Genomic DNA, 14,401 nt, shown 5'->3' with positions numbered 1-14,401 from the left:
CCTGAGGGCGCTCACCAGTCGGCGACCGCTAGGCCGTACATGGCGATCCACACCAGACCGATGACGGCGAGGGCGCGGTCACGCAGGACGACGTCCTCGGGCTCGCCGGCCGTGCCCCGGTCGGCGAAGACGGCGTACCGCAGGACGGCGAGGACGAAGGCGGCCATCGACAGCTGCCGCCAGGGCAGCAGGCTGCCGTTGGCGGTGCCGCCGCTCTCCATGGCCCACAGGCAGTACGCGAGGACGGCGACACCGGCGGCCAGCTGCCACACGAAGCGGAGGTAGCCGGTGGTGTATTCGGTGAGCAACGCGCGCGTGGCGCCCGCTTTTCCGGACATCTGCACGGCTTCGGAGTAGCGCTTGGCGGAGACCATGAAGAGCGCGCCGAAGCCCGTGGTGATCAGGAACCAGCGCGAGAGCGGGATGTCGAGGGCCAGTCCCCCGATCATCGCCCGCATCAGGAATCCCGTGGTGACGACGGCGAGATCGACGACGAGGATGTGCTTGAGACTGACGCAGTAGGCCAGTTGCATCACTACGTAGGCGGCGAGCAGGCCCGCGGTCAGGGGCGTGCAGAACGCGGCGGCGGCGACCGGCGCGAGCACGGCGAGCAGCCCGCCGACCGCGTACGCGAGCGTCACCGGCACCTGACCGGCGGCGACCGGCCTGCGGCACTTGGTCGGGTGGGCGCGGTCGGCCTCGGCGTCGCGTGCGTCGTTGATGAGGTAGACGGCGGACGCGGCGGCCGTGAACAGGGCGAACACCACGACGAGTTGCATCAGCGAGTGGCGCGAGAAGAGCTCGCCCGCGGCGGCCGGGGCCGCGACGACCAGGACGTTCTTCACCCACTGGCGGGGGCGCGCGGTCTTCAGGAGGCCGAGCGGCAGGGCCGTGAGGGAGCCCGTGCCGGGCGGCCGGGGCGGCTGGGGGCGTTCGAGCAGGGCGGCGGTGCGGTCAGCCATGCGCGCGGCCCCCGTTCATCCAGGCGGAGCCCATACGCGCGGTGAGGGCCCCGAGGGCGGCTCCGGCGGCCACGTCGCTCGGGTAGTGGACGCCGACGATCATCCGCGAGACGCACATCGCGGCGGCGAGCGGCGGCACGACGCGCGCTCCGACGGGACTCAGCGCGCCGTACGCGACGGTGGCCGCGGCGGCCGAAGTGGCGTGCGAGCTGGGGAAGGAGTGCCGCCCCGCCGTCCTGACGAGGGGCTGCGCGCCGGTGTCTCCGTCGGGGCGTGGGCGTCGTACGACGCGCTTGAGGCCCATGCTCGCCAGGTGCGCCCCGGCGGTCAGTGCCGTGGCGCGCAGCCACGTGCCGCGCCGCTCGCGGTCGACCGCGGCGCCCGCGAGCCCCGCGGCGATCCACAGGGCGCCGTGCTCGCCGGTCCAGGACAGGGCCCGCGCGGCGGCGGCCACGCGCGCGTCGGAGCCGCAGTCGCGCAGGGCCGACAGCAGCCGGTGGTCCATGTCGTGCATGTGGCCTCCCTCTCCGGGGACGTCAAGTACCTGGCCTCACGACTCTTCTAGGCAACCTCTCAATATTTACGGCAATATACGACGACACTCCATCAATCACCCATTTCGGTGAGAGCTTGGATGAATATGGGCAAACTGTCCTTGCTCGGACGATACGGTCACGCCTATGCCTGCCGACTCCGCTCCGCCGCCCGCCGACTCCGCGATCGCGCCGACCGTGTCCGTGTCGGGCTGGGGGCGCACCGCGCCCTCCACGGCCCGCCTGATCCGCCCCCGTTCGCCCGAGGAGGCCGTCGCGGCCCTCGAGGCATGCGGGGAGCGCGGCGGCATCGCCAGGGGCCTCGGGCGGGCCTACGGGGACGCCGCGCAGAACGCGGGCGGCGCCGTCATCGACATGACCGGCATGGACCGCGTGCACGCCATCGACGCCGACGCGGGCACCGTCCTGTGCGACGCCGGGGTCTCCCTGCACCGCCTGATGGAAGTCCTGCTCCCGCTCGGCTGGTTCGTGCCGGTCACCCCGGGGACCCGCTTCGTGACCGTCGGCGGCGCGATCGGCGCGGACATCCACGGCAAGAACCACCACGGGTCCGGATCCTTCTCGCGCCATGTGATGGCCGTGGAACTGCTCACCGCCGACGGCTCGGTGCAGGCGGTGGAGCGCGGCAGCGCCCTGTTCGACGCGACCGCGGGCGGCATGGGCCTGACCGGTCTGATCCTGGCCGCGACGCTGCAACTGCAGCCGGTGGAGACGTCGTTGATGACGGTGGACACGGAACGCGCCACCGACCTGGACGACCTGATGGCCCGCCTCACCGCCACCGACCACCGCTATCGCTACTCCGTGGCCTGGATCGACCTCCTCGCGCGCGGGGCGTCGATGGGCCGCTCGGTACTCACACGCGGCGACCACGCTCCCCTGGACGCCCTCCCGGCACGCGCGCGTAGAGCCCCGTTGACGTTCCGCCCCGGCCAACTGCCGCCCGCCCCGCGCTTCCTGCCCGAAGGGCTGCTCGGCCGCAGGTCGGTGGGCCTCTTCAATGAGCTCTGGTACCGCAAGGCACCCCGCAGCCGGGTGGGCGAACTCCAGAAGATGTCGACGTTCTTCCACCCCCTGGACGGCGTCCCGCACTGGAACCGCGTGTACGGCCGCGGTGGCTTCGTGCAGTACCAATTCGTCGTCGGATACGGCAAGGAGGAAGCCCTGCGGCGCATCGTGCGGCGCATCTCCGAGCGCGGCTGCCCGTCCTTCCTCGCCGTACTGAAGCGCTTCGGAGAGGGCGATCCGGGCTGGCTCTCCTTCCCGATGCCCGGCTGGACCCTCGCCCTGGACATCCCGGCGAACCTGCCCGGTCTCGGCGCCTTCCTCGACGAACTCGACGAGGAGGTCGCCGCCGCCGACGGCCGCGTCTACCTGGCCAAGGACTCCCGTCTGCGGCCGGAGATGCTCGCCGCGATGTATCCGCGGCTCGACGACTTCCGCGCGCTGCGGGCCGACCTCGACCCACGCGGCCTGTTCCGCTCGGACCTCTCGCGACGCCTCGCCCTCTAGCACCTCCAGGAGTTGGCCCCATGAAGGACGCCTTCGGCACCCCCCAGTCCCTGCTCGTACTCGGCGGCACCTCCGAGATCGGCCTCGCCACGGCCCGCCGTCTGGTCGCGCGGCGCACCCGCACCGTATGGCTGGCCGGGCGTCCGTCCCCGGGCCTGGAGAAGGCCGCCGCGGGCCTGCGCGACATGGGTGCGGACGTCCGCACCGTCGCCTTCGACGCGCTCGACTCCGAGTCCCACGAGGCGACGCTCGGCAAGATCTTCGCCGAGGGCGACATCGACATGGTGCTTCTCGCCTTCGGCATCCTCGGCGACCAGGCACGCGACGAGGACGAGCCGCTGGCCGCGGTGCGCGTCGCGCAGACGAACTACACCGGCGCCGTATCGGCCGGCCTGGTGTGCGCGCGGTCTCTGCAGGCCCAGGGCCACGGCTCCCTGGTGGTGCTCTCGTCGGTCGCGGGCGAGCGTGCCCGCCGGTCGAACTTCATCTACGGGTCCAGCAAGGCGGGCCTCGACGCCTTCGCCCAGGGCCTGGGTGACGCGCTGCACGGCACGGGGGTGCACGTGATGGTCGTCCGCCCCGGCTTCGTACGCTCCAAGATGACGGCCGGCCTGGAGGAGGCCCCCATGGCGACCACTCCGGACGCGGTCGCTGCGGCCATCGAGACGGGCCTGCGGCGGCGCTCGGAGACGGTGTGGGTGCCCGGGGCGCTGCGGGTGGTCATGTCGGCGCTGCGGCACGCCCCCAGGGCGGTGTTCCGGCGGCTTCCGGTGTGATCCCGCTGGTGTGAGCCCGCTGCTGTGAGCCCTACGGAGTGAGCTCTCCGGTGTGGGCTCTCCGGTGTGGGCTCTCCGGGGCGGCGATCAGCGCGCGGGCAGCGTGCCGTGCGCGGCCGGGGCGGTGGCCTGCGGTGGCACGAGCGGGCCGCCGCCACCGAAGGCGAACTCGCGCAGTTTGCGCCACACTCCGTCGGCGCCCTGCTCATAGAGCGCGAAGCCGGTGCAGGGCCACTCGGCCTCGTACTCCGAGAGCTCCGCGTACGCCCGGTCCATGGCCTCTTCGGAGATGCCGTGCGCCACGGTGACGTGCGGGTGGTACGGGAACTGCAGCTCGCGCGCCATGGGCCCGGAGGCGTCCCGCACCCGCTCCTGCAGCCAGCCACAAGCTGCGCCGCCCGACACCACCTGGACGAAGACCACCGGTGACAGCGGGCGGAACGTGCCCGTACCGGAGAGCCGCATCGGGAAGGGGCGCCCGGCGGCCGCGACGGCCCCCAGGTGCGCCTCGACCGCGGGCAGCGCCGAGGCGTCCACCTCGGTCGGCGGCAGCAGCGTGACGTGCGTGGGGATGCCGTGCGCCGCGGGGTCCCCGAAGCCCGCACGCCGCTCCTGGAGCAGGCTGCCGTGAGGCTCCGGGACCGCGATCGACACACCGATCGTTACGGTCCCCACGTCGTACTCCTGTCGGTCGGGTGGCGGGCAGAGGGCGCTGCTGTACCTGGCGTGGTGCAGGGGGCTGTGTGGCTCAGTGCTTGGCGGGCAGGAGGCCCACCTTGTCGTACGCCTGGGCGAGGGTCTCCGCGGCGACGGCGCGTGCCTTCTCCGCGCCCTTGGCCAGGATCGAGTCGAGCGTCTCCGGGTCGTCCAGATAGGCCTGGGTGCGGTCCCGGAAGGGGGTCACGAAGTCGACCATGACCTCGGCGAGGTCAGTCTTCAGCGCACCGTAGCCCTTGCCGGCGTACTTCTGCTCCAGTTCCGCGATACCGGCGCCGGTGAGCGTCGAGTAGATGCTGAGGAGGTTGCTGACACCCGGCTTCTCCGCGGTGTCGTAGCGCACGACGGTGTCGGTGTCGGTGACCGCGCTCTTGACCTTCTTGGCGGTGGCCTTGGGCTCGTCGAGGAGGTTGATCAGGCCCTTGGGGGTGGACGCCGACTTGCTCATCTTGATCGACGGGTCCTGAAGGTCGAAGATCTTCGCTGTCTCCTTGAGGATGTACGCCGCCGGGACGGTGAACGTCTCGCCGAACCGGCCGTTGAAACGCTCCGCGAGGTCGCGGGTCAGCTCGATGTGCTGGCGCTGGTCCTCACCGACCGGGACCTGGTTGGCCTGGTAAAGCAGGATGTCCGCGACCTGGAGCACCGGGTACGTGAAGAGGCCCACGGAGGCGCGGTCCGCACCCTGCTTGGCCGCCTTGTCCTTGAACTGCGTCATGCGCGACGCCTCGCCGAACCCCGTGAGGCAGTTCATGATCCAGCCGAGCTGGGCGTGCTCGGGGACGTGGCTCTGGACGAAGAGCGTGCAGCGCTCCGGGTCGAGCCCGGCGGCGAGGAGCTGGGCGGCGGCGAGCCGGGTGTTGGCACGGAGCTCGGCCGGGTCCTGCGGCACCGTGATCGCGTGCAGGTCCACCACCATGTAGAACGCGTCGTGGGACTCCTGCAGCGCCACCCACTGGCGGACCGCGCCAAGGTAGTTGCCGAGGTGGAACGAGCCTGCGGTGGGCTGGATTCCGGAGAGCACGCGAGGACGATCAAGGGCCATGGGGCCATTCTCTCAGGTGTCTCTCATTGCTCGGAAACAGACGTGTGACGGGTATGCCGCGATCTTGTCCCGCCCCCCCCCGCTGCTCCCGCTTCTCCCCCGCTCCGATCCGGTCGCCTCCGGTCGTCGCGAATACGGAACCGATCGCGGTCGGCCGGTGTATCAAGAGTGTGAGGGCACAGGGGGAGGTCCTGGAGGGGGGCCGCGTCGTCGACGAGGGTGCGGTGATCGCGCGTGTGCGCGCCGGGGAGGCGGAGGCGTACGCGGAGTTGGTGCGCGCCTTCACCGGGCTCGCGCTCAGGGCGGCCGTGGCACTCGGGGCGGGAGCGGACGCGGAAGACGTGGTGCAGCAGGCCTTCTTCAAGGCGTACTGCTCCTTGGGGCGGTTCAGGGACGGTTCGGCGTTCAAGCCGTGGCTGCTGTCGATCGTCGCCAATGAGACGAGGAACACAGTGCGTTCGGCTGTCCGGCAGCGGTCACTCGTCGGACGCGAGGCAGCGCTCGCGGAGGCGGAGCCGCTGATACCGGAATCGGCGGACCCGGCGGTGGCGGCGCTGCGTGACGAGCGCCGCACGGCTCTGCTCGCCGCGCTCGACCGGCTGAGCGAGGAACACCGCCTGGTCGTCACGTACCGCTATCTCCTGGAGATGGACGAGACGGAGACGGCCGAGGCGCTCGGCTGGCCGCGGCCCGGCTCGACCAGAGCTTCAGCAAGACGGTGACGGAGCGTCCCGACTGGGTGGCGGTCGGCCGGGAGGCGGGGCTGTGGTTCCCGCGCCCGCATCGGCTCACGTTCTGGATGGTGGAGAGCGACGGCGGCCGGTGGACGCGCTCCGAGCGGACGGCGGGGCCGACGCTCCTGTGGACGCACGGGCCGAAGCTCACGCTGCGGCTCGAAGGCGTGGCGTCGAAGGAGCGGGCGCTGGAGATCGGGAAGTCGGTTCCGATCGGCCGGGGCGGATCGGGAACCTGAACGGCTCGGGCGGTGTACCAAAAGTGACGCGGTGCGGACGGATCGTGCCGGAGAGCGGCTGGGGGGTCGGATATGCGGATGCGGACGACACGGGCGATGTGGGGATCGGCGGCGGGGGCCGTGGCCGCCCTTGCGTGGGTGGTCATGGGGGCGCCGCAGGCAGCGGCGGGCGGATCGACGAGCGTCCTCGTGGTCTCGCCCGAGAGCGGCCAGAGCACGGCGCTCTATATGAGCGACGAGGAGTACGGCGATCTTGAGCGCGGCCTCGGCGTCATAGGCGACATAGGTGAGGGCCGGAGCGAGGAGCCGCCGGGGCTTTCCATGGACGACGCGACCCGTCAGATCAATGTGACGTGGATGCTTCACGACGTGCGGCCGTGGCGGGTGGACCGGGCGTATCCGGTGGCACCCGGCAAGGAGGGTAAGGACTCCGCAGCCGTCTGGATCCACACGACGACGGACGTCGAGTCCATGACGGGCACCTGGCACAAGGCGAAGGACCCGGCTCGTCTGACGGCGCTGTTCGAGAAACTCGGTGTCATGGGGGCAGTCACGGACAAGGGACGGCACGCGATACCACCGAGTCCGGAATCGACCCCGCCGCCGGAGTCCTCCGCCGCATCGGGGCCCCGGGCCGGGACCGGTCAGGCTGCGAGCGACCGGACCCACGCCGCGCCGGGCGACGACGGCACGGACTGGTGGTGGGCGATACCGGGCGGCGCGGCGGGGGCCGCGGGAGTGCTGCTGCTGCGGGGGCCGCTCGCCGAGCGCCGTTCCCTCCTTGCCTCGCCTCGCGGACGGCGGGCTCATGAGGACGGCCCGCGGCAGGAGTTGAGGGATGTGTGACGGCTGCGGCCGACTCCCGCCGCTGAGAGCTTGGAGAGGTCGGCACCTCGAAGGTTCCGCGCCTCACATGCCTCCCTCAGGGTTTTTCCCGTGCGCCAGTCGCCGTGCTGCAGAAACCAGCCTGCCGGGCACGCCGGGACGGCAGGTTTCTTCGTCCACGATCCGAGCGACGATAGAACTTGGGCGCCACACCCGCCCCACGCCGCAGGACGAACGGAGACCCCGTGTCGACTACCGAAGAGTTCATCACCTCGGCCGAAGCGCACAGCGCGCACAACTACCACCCGCTGCCCCTCGTGGTCGCGTCCGCCGAGGGGGCCTGGATGACCGATGTCGAGGGGCGCCGCTACCTCGACATGCTGGCCGGGTACTCGGCGCTGAATTTCGGGCACGGCAACCGCCGCCTGATCGACGCGGCCAAGGCTCAGCTGGAGCGGGTGACGCTCACCTCGCGGGCCTTCCACCACGACCGTTTCGCCGAGTTCTGTACGCGGCTCGCCGAGCTGTGCGGCAAGGAGATGGTGCTGCCGATGAACACCGGGGCGGAGGCGGTGGAGACGGCCGTCAAGACCGCCAGGAAGTGGGGGTACCAGGTCAAGGGCGTGCCTGACGGACGGGCGAAGATCGTCGTGGCACGCGACAACTTCCACGGGCGGACCACGACCATCGTCAGCTTCTCGACGGACCACGAGGCGCGGGCGGACTTCGGTCCGTACACGCCGGGCTTCGAGATCGTGCAGTACGGCGATCTGACGGCGCTGCGGGCGGCGGTCACGGAGAACACCGTGGCCGTACTCCTCGAGCCGATCCAGGGAGAGGCCGGTGTCCTGGTGCCGCCGGCCGGATATCTGGCGGGCGTGCGGGAGTTGACGCGGGAGCGGAACGTCCTCCTCATGGCGGACGAGATCCAGTCGGGGCTCGGCAGGACGGGCAGGACGTTCGCGTGCGAGCACGAAGGTGTGGTCCCGGACGTGTACATCCTGGGCAAGGCGCTCGGCGGGGGCATCGTGCCGGTGTCCGCTGTGGTGGCGGACGCGGATGTGCTGGGGGTGTTCAAGCCGGGCGAGCACGGGTCGACGTTCGGCGGCAATCCGCTGGCGTGCGCGGTGGCGCTGGAGGTGATCGCGATGCTGAGCTCGGGTGAGTTCCAGCAGCGGGCCACCGAGCTGGGCGAGCATCTGCACGCCGAGCTGGGGCTCCTTACCGGTACGGGCGCGGTGACGCAGGTGCGGGGGCGCGGGCTGTGGGCGGGCGTCGACATCGAGCCCACACACGGCAGCGGCCGCGAGATCTCCGAGAAGCTGATGGAGCGGGGTGTGCTGGTCAAGGACACCCACGGGTCGACGATCCGGCTCGCTCCGCCTCTGGTGATCAGCAAGGAGGACCTGGACTGGGGCCTTGATCAGATTCGGGCTGTGCTGGCTTAGATCACTGGGCCGGCCCGCCCAGCTCGGGCTCGGCCCCGTGGGGAGGGAGGAGGAGGGAGGAGGAGGTGGGTCGGGCCGGGGCGGGGTCCCAGGGCTCAGTGTTTGGCGCCGACTCCGCCGAACATGGCCACGTCCTCGGCGTCGGCTGCCGAGCCTTCCGCTCGCCAGCGGTTGCACGACACCACCCCGGGAGCGAGCAGCTCCAGTCCCTCGAAGAAACCGGCGACCTGCTCGGGGGTGCGTTGCGTCAGCTTGGGCGTGCCGTTCTCGTTCCAGAACGCGACCGCCTCGTCCACGTCGGGCATCTCCGGGCTGGTGATCGTGTGCGAGAGGACCAGATGGCTGCCGGCCGGAAGCGCGTCGAGCAGGCGGCGCACGATGCCGTACGCCTCGGAGTCGTCGTCGATGAAGATGACGACTCCGAGCAGGATGAGGCCGACCGGCTGGTCGAAGTCCAGTGTCTTGGCCGCGTGTTCGAGGATCTTCTCGACGTTGCGCAGGTCCTCGTCGAGGTAGTCGGTCCTGCCCTCGGGGGCGCTGGTGAGCAGGGCGCGCGCGTGGGTGAGGACCAGCGGGTCGTTGTCCACGTAGACGACACGCGACTCGGGTGCGAGCCGCTGGGCGACCTCGTGGGTGTTGTCGGCGGTCGGCAGTCCGGTGCCGATGTCGAGGAACTGCCGGATGCCGCACTCGGTCACGAGGTGGCTCACGGCGCGCCCGAGGAACTGCCGGTCGGCCAACGCGTACGCGCCGATGCCGGGGTGCAGCGCGCGGATCTGGTCCCCGGCGGCCTGGTCGACGGGGTAGTTGTCCTTGCCGCCGAGCCAGTAGTTCCAGATCCGGGCCGTGTGAGGCTGCGTGGTGTTGATCCTGCTGTCGGTCATGTGCGCGGTCGCCTCCGAGTCCGTGGTCGAACAACCGGCAGCGTACTCGGGTGACTTGAGAGACGGCCGCTCAGCCCTGACCGGCCTCAGAGGATCACGTGCGGCAGGAATCTCGCGTACTCGTCCGTGATCAGACCGGCCGACTCCCGGATGCCTAGCCCCGCCGCCTCGTTCTCGACGACCCACGCGCCGAGCACCACACGGTTGCCGTCGAAGTCGGGCAGGGGCGCCAACTCCTGGTAGCAGCAGGCGTCCTCGCGTACGACGGGTGCGGCGTCCGGTGGGTGGACCGTGACGCCGGCGCCTTCGCGGCCGAGGAGGGGTTTGGCGACATAACCCCGCTCGGAGGCGAGCTCGCGGGGGCCGTCCAGGTAGGCGGGGAGGAGGTTGGGGTGGCCGGGGTACAGCTCCCAAAGGATCGCCAGCAGCGCCTTGTTGGAGAGGAGCATCTTCCAGGCGGGTTCGATCCAGAGGGTGGAGCCGGTGCCGCCGCCGTTGTCGAGGGTCTCCAGGACGTGCGGGGCGAAGCGGTCGGTGGTCAGCCACTCCCACGGGTAGAGCTTGAAGCAGCTGCGGATGAAGCCGAGCTTCTTGTCGACGAAGCGCCGCGAGAGCCGGTCCCAGCCGATGTCCTCCATGGAGATCGCCTCGGTGGCGAGCCCGGCCTGCTGCGCGGTCTCGCGCAGATACGCGACCGTCATCAGGTCCTCGCCCAGCTCGTCGCCCGCGGAGTGCGCGAAGTACAGGGGGCCGCCGGGCGGGAGCAGCGGTGCCTGCTTCTTCCAGGCGTCGACGAGGCGTTCGTGGAGGGAGTTCCACTGGTCGGCGCCGGGGAAGCGCTCCTCCATCCAGAACCACTGCGGGCTCGCGGCCTCGACCAGGGAGGTCGGAGTGTCGGCGTTGTACTCCAGCATCTTGGCCGGGCCACTCGTGCCGTCGTAGTGGAGGTCGAACCGTCCGTAGAGGGAGGGGAGTTCGGCTCGGCGGTGCCAGGCCTCGGTGACCGCGTCGGCGACTCGGGGGTCCGTGATGCCGAGGTCGGCGAGGCGGCCGTGCGTCACGATGTGCTCGGCCGCGGCGAGGCACATCGTGTGCAGCTCCTCGACGACCTCTTCGAGGGCTTCCACCTCGGGGAGCGTGAACACGTAGTAGGCGGACTCGTCCCAGTACGGGCGCAGCGAGTCGTCGGGGTAGCGGGTGAGGGGGTAGATGAGCCCCTGGTCCTCGACCGTCTGCTGCCAGCCGGGGCGGGGGGTGGTGGTGCGACGCTCCATGGTCCGGCTCAGCCGCCGCCGCTGCCCGAGCAGCCGAAGCCGTCGCGGTCGACTGCCTCGCTGCGGCTGAAGGTGCCGTTGTCGGCGTGGCGTCCGTCGATGTCGGCGTCGTAGTACCAGTCGGCGTCCATACGGCCGGTCCTGCCGGTACCTGTACCGGTGCCGGTGCCCGCGCTCGTCCCGTACGAACTGCCGCCGCTCTGGCGCCCCTTGCCGTACGAGGACGACGAGCCGGAGGACGAGCCGGAGGACGAGCCGGAGGACGAACTGCTCGTGCAGTTCTTGTCGGCGACGATTTTGTAGCCGGTGAGATAGTCGTAACTGTCGCGGTCCACGCACCGCTTGTCCGGTTCCGAACCGCACGAGGTCAGGGCCGCCGCGAGGACGCCCATTCCGCCGAGTATCACCGTGCTGGACCGCAGCCTGCGCCGCGGGGCCTTCTGCTCTGCCATCTGCTTTCCGTTCCCCCGTTGTCGTACGTGCGTTGTCGTACGTGATCACTTGATCGGCGATCAGCGTAGGTAAGGGGCACCGCGCCACGCCAACCGGCGCAGCCGAATCCCCTTCCTCTACAGTCACTTCGTGTCTCTTGGGATGATTTGCGCACTCGGTTCAGCGGTCTGCTTCGGCACGGCCTCCGTCTTCCAGGCCATCGCGGCCCGCGCCACCGCGCCGGGGACGGGGTCCGGGGTCGACCCCGCACTGCTGCTGCGCGCGGTGAAGCAGTGGCGGTACATCGTGGGGCTCGGGCTCGACGGGCTCGGATTCCTGCTCCAGATCGTGGCCCTGCGTTCCATCCCGATCTACGCGGTCGGCGCGGCGCTCGCCGCGAGCCTCGCCGTCACCGCGGTGGTGGCATCGCGGTTGCTGCGGGTGCGGCTCAGCGGGGTGGAATGGGCGGCCGTGGGGGTGGTGTGCGCAGGGCTCGCGATGCTGGGGCTCGCGTCCGGGGACGAGGGCGATGACGCCGGTTCGAGGACGCTGCGGTACGTGATGCTGGGCGTGGCGGTGGGGGTGTTGGTACTGGGGGCGGCGGCCGGGCGGCTGCCGGGGCGGGGGCGGGCGTTGGCGCTGGGGCTCGGGGCGGGGTTCGGTTTCGGGGTGGTGGAGGTGTCGGTCCGGCTGATCGACGACGCGTCGCCGGGTGCACTGCTGGCCAACCCCGCTGCTTACGCCCTCCTGGTGGGTGGAGGGGCGGCGTTCCTGCTCCTCACGTCGGCGTTGCAGCGGGGCTCGGTGACGACCGCTACCGCGGGGATGGTGATCGGGGAGACGATCGGGCCCGCGGTGGTGGGGGTGGTGTGGCTCGGGGATCGGACGCGGGACGGCATGGAATGGGTGGCGGTGCTTGGCTTCGCGGTGGCGGTGGCGGGAGCACTGACGCTGGCCCGCTTCGGCGAGGCGCCGACTCCTGCGGAGGGCCTGGACCCGATCGGTTCGCCCGGCCCGTCCGGCCCGTCGGGTCCGTCGGGTCCGTCCGGCCCGTCCGGCCCGTCCGGCCCGTCCGGCGGCTGAGGACACTTGGTGGCGGGGCTGTGGGGTTGCCCCTGCTGCGGCTCGCGAGGCGTTGGGGTCGGGTCAACCAGCCCGTCGGGCAACTGAGAACACTCGGACTCGGCGGCAAGGCTTTGGCGTTGCCCCTGGCGCGAATCGCGGCGACGGGGTCAGGTTGATCAGCCCGTCCGGCGTTTGAGGACGAACTCGGCGGAGCCGGTGATTGCGGTGCGCACGGCTGCGGGGGCGGTGTACCGGTGCGCACGGCTGCGGGGGCGGTGTACCGGTGCGCACGGCTGCGGGGGCGGTGATTGCGGTGCGCACGGCTGCCCGAGCGATGACCTCGGCGCACGGCTACGGAGCCGGCGTATCGGTGCGCACGGCTGCGGGGCGGTGAGTCCGGTGCAGCACGGCTGCCCGAGCGGTGATCTCCGAGCGCACGGCTGCGGGGGGCGGTATCTACCCCCGGGGGGAAACCGCCGCGGAGGGCTCGGTTCAGGCCTACGGCAACGCCCTGCACAGGGCATCCAGCGCTGCCGACCAGCCATGGTCCGCCGGGGTTCCGTAGCCCACCACCAGCGCGTCCCGCTCAGGGAGGCTCGCGGCGGGATGGCGGAAGCTCGCCAGGCCCTGCACCGCGAGCCGTTGCCAGCTCGCCGCCTGTACCACCGAGCGCTCCGTGCCCGGCGGGAGTTCGAGCACCGCGTGCAGCCCCGCGGCGATCCCCGTGGCCCGCACCTCCGGCGCCCGCGCGGCGAGGGCGGCGACCAGCTGGTCCCGTCGGCGCCGATAGCGCAGGCGCGCACCCCGCACATGGCGGTCGTACGCGCCCGACGTGATGAACTCCGCGAGCGTCAGCTGGTCCAGCGCCCCGCACGCCCATTCCGAGCCCCCCTTCGCCTCGACGACCTCGGCGGCGATCGGCGCCGGAAGGACCATCCAGCCGAGCCTGAGGCCCGGGGCCAGGGACTTGCTCGCCGTGCCGAGATAGACCACGCGGTCGGGGTCCAGGCCCTGGAGCGCGCCCACCGGCTGCCGGTCGTAACGGAACTCACCGTCGTAGTCGTCCTCCAGGATCAGGCCCCCCTCACGCCGAGCCCAGTCGACGGCCGCCGCGCGGCGGTCGGGATGCAGCGGGACCCCGGTGGGGAACTGGTGGGCGGGCGTCAGGAGGGCGACCTTCGCCGATCCGGCCCCCAACTCCGCAGTGGACGTGCCCAGTTCGTCGTAGGGCAGCGGCCTCGTCCGCAGCCCCGCCCGGTGCAGGAGATTCCAGTGCACGTCGAGGCCGTACGACTCGACCGTCACCTCCCGCAGACCGCGCGCCCGCAGCACGCCGCCCAGCACGCGCAGCCCCTGCGCGAACCCTGCGCAGATGACGACGCGGTCCGGATCCGTGTGCACGCCGCGCGCCCGGGAGAGGTACCCGGCAAGGGCCGTGCGCAGCTCGACGCGGCCGCGTGGATCGCCGTAACCGAGGGCGTCGTTCGGGGCAGTCGCCATGGCCCGGCGCGCGGCCTTGAGCCAGGCGGCGCGCGGGAACGAGGAGAGGTCGGGGGTGCCCGGCATCAGGTCGTACGTCGGGCTGCCCGCGGCCCTGCGGTGGGGGGCGGGTTCGGCGGGGCGCGGCACGGCGCGTTCGGCGACGCGGGTGCCCGAACCCTGGCGCGCGGTGAGCCAGCCCTCGGCGACGAGGTCGGCGTACGCGTCGGCGACGGTGTTGCGGGCGACGCCCAGGTCCACGGCGAGGGAGCGGGACGAGGGGAGGCGGGTGCCGGGGGCGAGTCTGCCGCCGCGCACCGCTTCGCGCAGGGCGTCCGTGAGGCCCTTGCGCACGCCGGAGTGCGTCGCGTCGCCCCCGGTCTCCAGGTGGAGGTCGACGCCCAAAGTGGCCCAGGAATCTTCCATGGGAATGGACCATACCCGTGGGCTACTGC

At 71.6% G+C, this 14,401-nt stretch carries 14 protein-coding genes and 1 pseudogene; 7 read left to right on the top strand and 8 right to left on the bottom strand.

Annotated elements, in window-relative coordinates:
• Positions 1–11: 11 nt before the first annotated feature.
• Both ABXJ52_RS22555 and ABXJ52_RS22550 read right to left on the bottom strand, forming a co-directional pair.
• The gene (locus ABXJ52_RS22555; protein ID WP_367044435.1) at positions 12–962 is read right to left on the bottom strand and encodes a decaprenyl-phosphate phosphoribosyltransferase; all 951 of its coding nucleotides are present in this window, start codon (positions 960–962) and stop codon (positions 12–14) included.
• Positions 955–1,476 (bottom strand): phosphatase PAP2 family protein, encoded by a 522-nt coding sequence (locus ABXJ52_RS22550; RefSeq protein WP_367044434.1) that lies wholly within the window; start codon positions 1,474–1,476, stop codon positions 955–957. The genes ABXJ52_RS22555 and ABXJ52_RS22550 overlap by 8 nt, the downstream gene beginning before the upstream one ends.
• 166 nt (positions 1,477–1,642) lie before the next feature.
• Here ABXJ52_RS22550 and ABXJ52_RS22545 point away from each other — a divergent pair, with 166 nt between their 5' ends.
• Positions 1,643–3,028, top strand: a complete 1,386-nt coding sequence (locus ABXJ52_RS22545; protein ID WP_367044433.1) for an FAD-binding oxidoreductase — start codon at positions 1,643–1,645, stop codon at positions 3,026–3,028.
• Between the two features lie 20 nt (positions 3,029–3,048).
• Positions 3,049–3,804 (top strand): decaprenylphospho-beta-D-erythro-pentofuranosid-2-ulose 2-reductase, encoded by a 756-nt coding sequence (locus tag ABXJ52_RS22540; RefSeq protein WP_367044432.1) that lies wholly within the window; start codon positions 3,049–3,051, stop codon positions 3,802–3,804.
• Between the two features lie 87 nt (positions 3,805–3,891).
• Here the strand turns inward: ABXJ52_RS22540 and ABXJ52_RS22535 are convergent, their stop codons facing one another.
• Both ABXJ52_RS22535 and trpS read right to left on the bottom strand, forming a co-directional pair.
• Positions 3,892–4,479: a 2'-5' RNA ligase family protein gene (locus tag ABXJ52_RS22535; protein ID WP_367044431.1), complete on the bottom strand. Its 588-nt coding sequence runs from the start codon at positions 4,477–4,479 to the stop codon at positions 3,892–3,894.
• Between the two features lie 73 nt (positions 4,480–4,552).
• Entirely contained in the window at positions 4,553–5,566 is a 1,014-nt protein-coding gene (trpS, locus tag ABXJ52_RS22530; protein WP_367044430.1) for a tryptophan--tRNA ligase, read from the bottom strand.
• 224 nt (positions 5,567–5,790) lie between these two features.
• On the opposite strand from trpS, the gene ABXJ52_RS22525 reads away from it, so the two are divergent.
• The 4 genes and pseudogenes from ABXJ52_RS22525 (at position 5,791) to rocD (ending at position 8,812) form a co-directional block, all read left to right on the top strand.
• On the top strand, positions 5,791–6,288 hold the full coding sequence (locus tag ABXJ52_RS22525; RefSeq protein ID WP_367049188.1) for a sigma-70 family RNA polymerase sigma factor: 498 nt from the start codon (positions 5,791–5,793) through the stop codon (positions 6,286–6,288).
• A pseudogene (locus ABXJ52_RS22520) lies at positions 6,255–6,539 on the top strand (hypothetical protein); the annotation flags it as partial. The gene ABXJ52_RS22525 and the pseudogene ABXJ52_RS22520, both read left to right, overlap by 34 nt.
• Before the next feature lie 78 nt (positions 6,540–6,617).
• Complete coding sequence (locus tag ABXJ52_RS22515) at positions 6,618–7,385, top strand: hypothetical protein (RefSeq protein WP_367044429.1); 768 nt, start codon at positions 6,618–6,620, stop codon at positions 7,383–7,385.
• A 224-nt stretch (positions 7,386–7,609) separates the two neighbouring features.
• Entirely contained in the window at positions 7,610–8,812 is a 1,203-nt protein-coding gene (gene rocD / locus ABXJ52_RS22510; RefSeq protein WP_367044428.1) for an ornithine--oxo-acid transaminase, read from the top strand.
• Between the two features lie 95 nt (positions 8,813–8,907).
• Here rocD and ABXJ52_RS22505 read toward each other — a convergent pair whose 3' ends face one another.
• The 3 genes from ABXJ52_RS22505 to ABXJ52_RS22495 all read right to left on the bottom strand — a co-directional run bounded on the left by ABXJ52_RS22505 (position 8,908) and on the right by ABXJ52_RS22495 (position 11,422).
• Positions 8,908–9,696, bottom strand: a complete 789-nt coding sequence (locus ABXJ52_RS22505; protein WP_367044427.1) for an SAM-dependent methyltransferase — start codon at positions 9,694–9,696, stop codon at positions 8,908–8,910.
• Positions 9,697–9,782: 86 nt separating this feature from the next.
• Entirely contained in the window at positions 9,783–10,970 is a 1,188-nt protein-coding gene (locus ABXJ52_RS22500) for a glutathionylspermidine synthase family protein (protein WP_367044426.1), read from the bottom strand.
• Positions 10,971–10,978: 8 nt separating this feature from the next.
• Positions 10,979–11,422, bottom strand: a complete 444-nt coding sequence (locus ABXJ52_RS22495; protein WP_367044425.1) for a hypothetical protein — start codon at positions 11,420–11,422, stop codon at positions 10,979–10,981.
• A 142-nt stretch (positions 11,423–11,564) separates the two neighbouring features.
• Here ABXJ52_RS22495 and ABXJ52_RS22490 point away from each other — a divergent pair, with 142 nt between their 5' ends.
• The gene (locus tag ABXJ52_RS22490; protein WP_367049186.1) at positions 11,565–12,485 is read left to right on the top strand and encodes a hypothetical protein; all 921 of its coding nucleotides are present in this window, start codon (positions 11,565–11,567) and stop codon (positions 12,483–12,485) included.
• A 480-nt stretch (positions 12,486–12,965) separates the two neighbouring features.
• Here the strand turns inward: ABXJ52_RS22490 and ABXJ52_RS22485 are convergent, their stop codons facing one another.
• Positions 12,966–14,372, bottom strand: coding sequence for a PLP-dependent aminotransferase family protein (locus ABXJ52_RS22485; protein ID WP_367044424.1), 1,407 nt, complete (start codon positions 14,370–14,372; stop codon positions 12,966–12,968).
• Positions 14,373–14,401: the final 29 nt, after the last annotated feature.

The sequence above is a fragment of the Streptomyces sp. Je 1-332 genome (assembly GCF_040730185.1).
Lineage (GTDB): Bacteria > Actinomycetota > Actinomycetes > Streptomycetales > Streptomycetaceae > Streptomyces.
The sequence above is the reverse complement of the archived record's forward strand: the minus strand, read 5'-3'. Positions and strand labels throughout refer to the sequence as shown.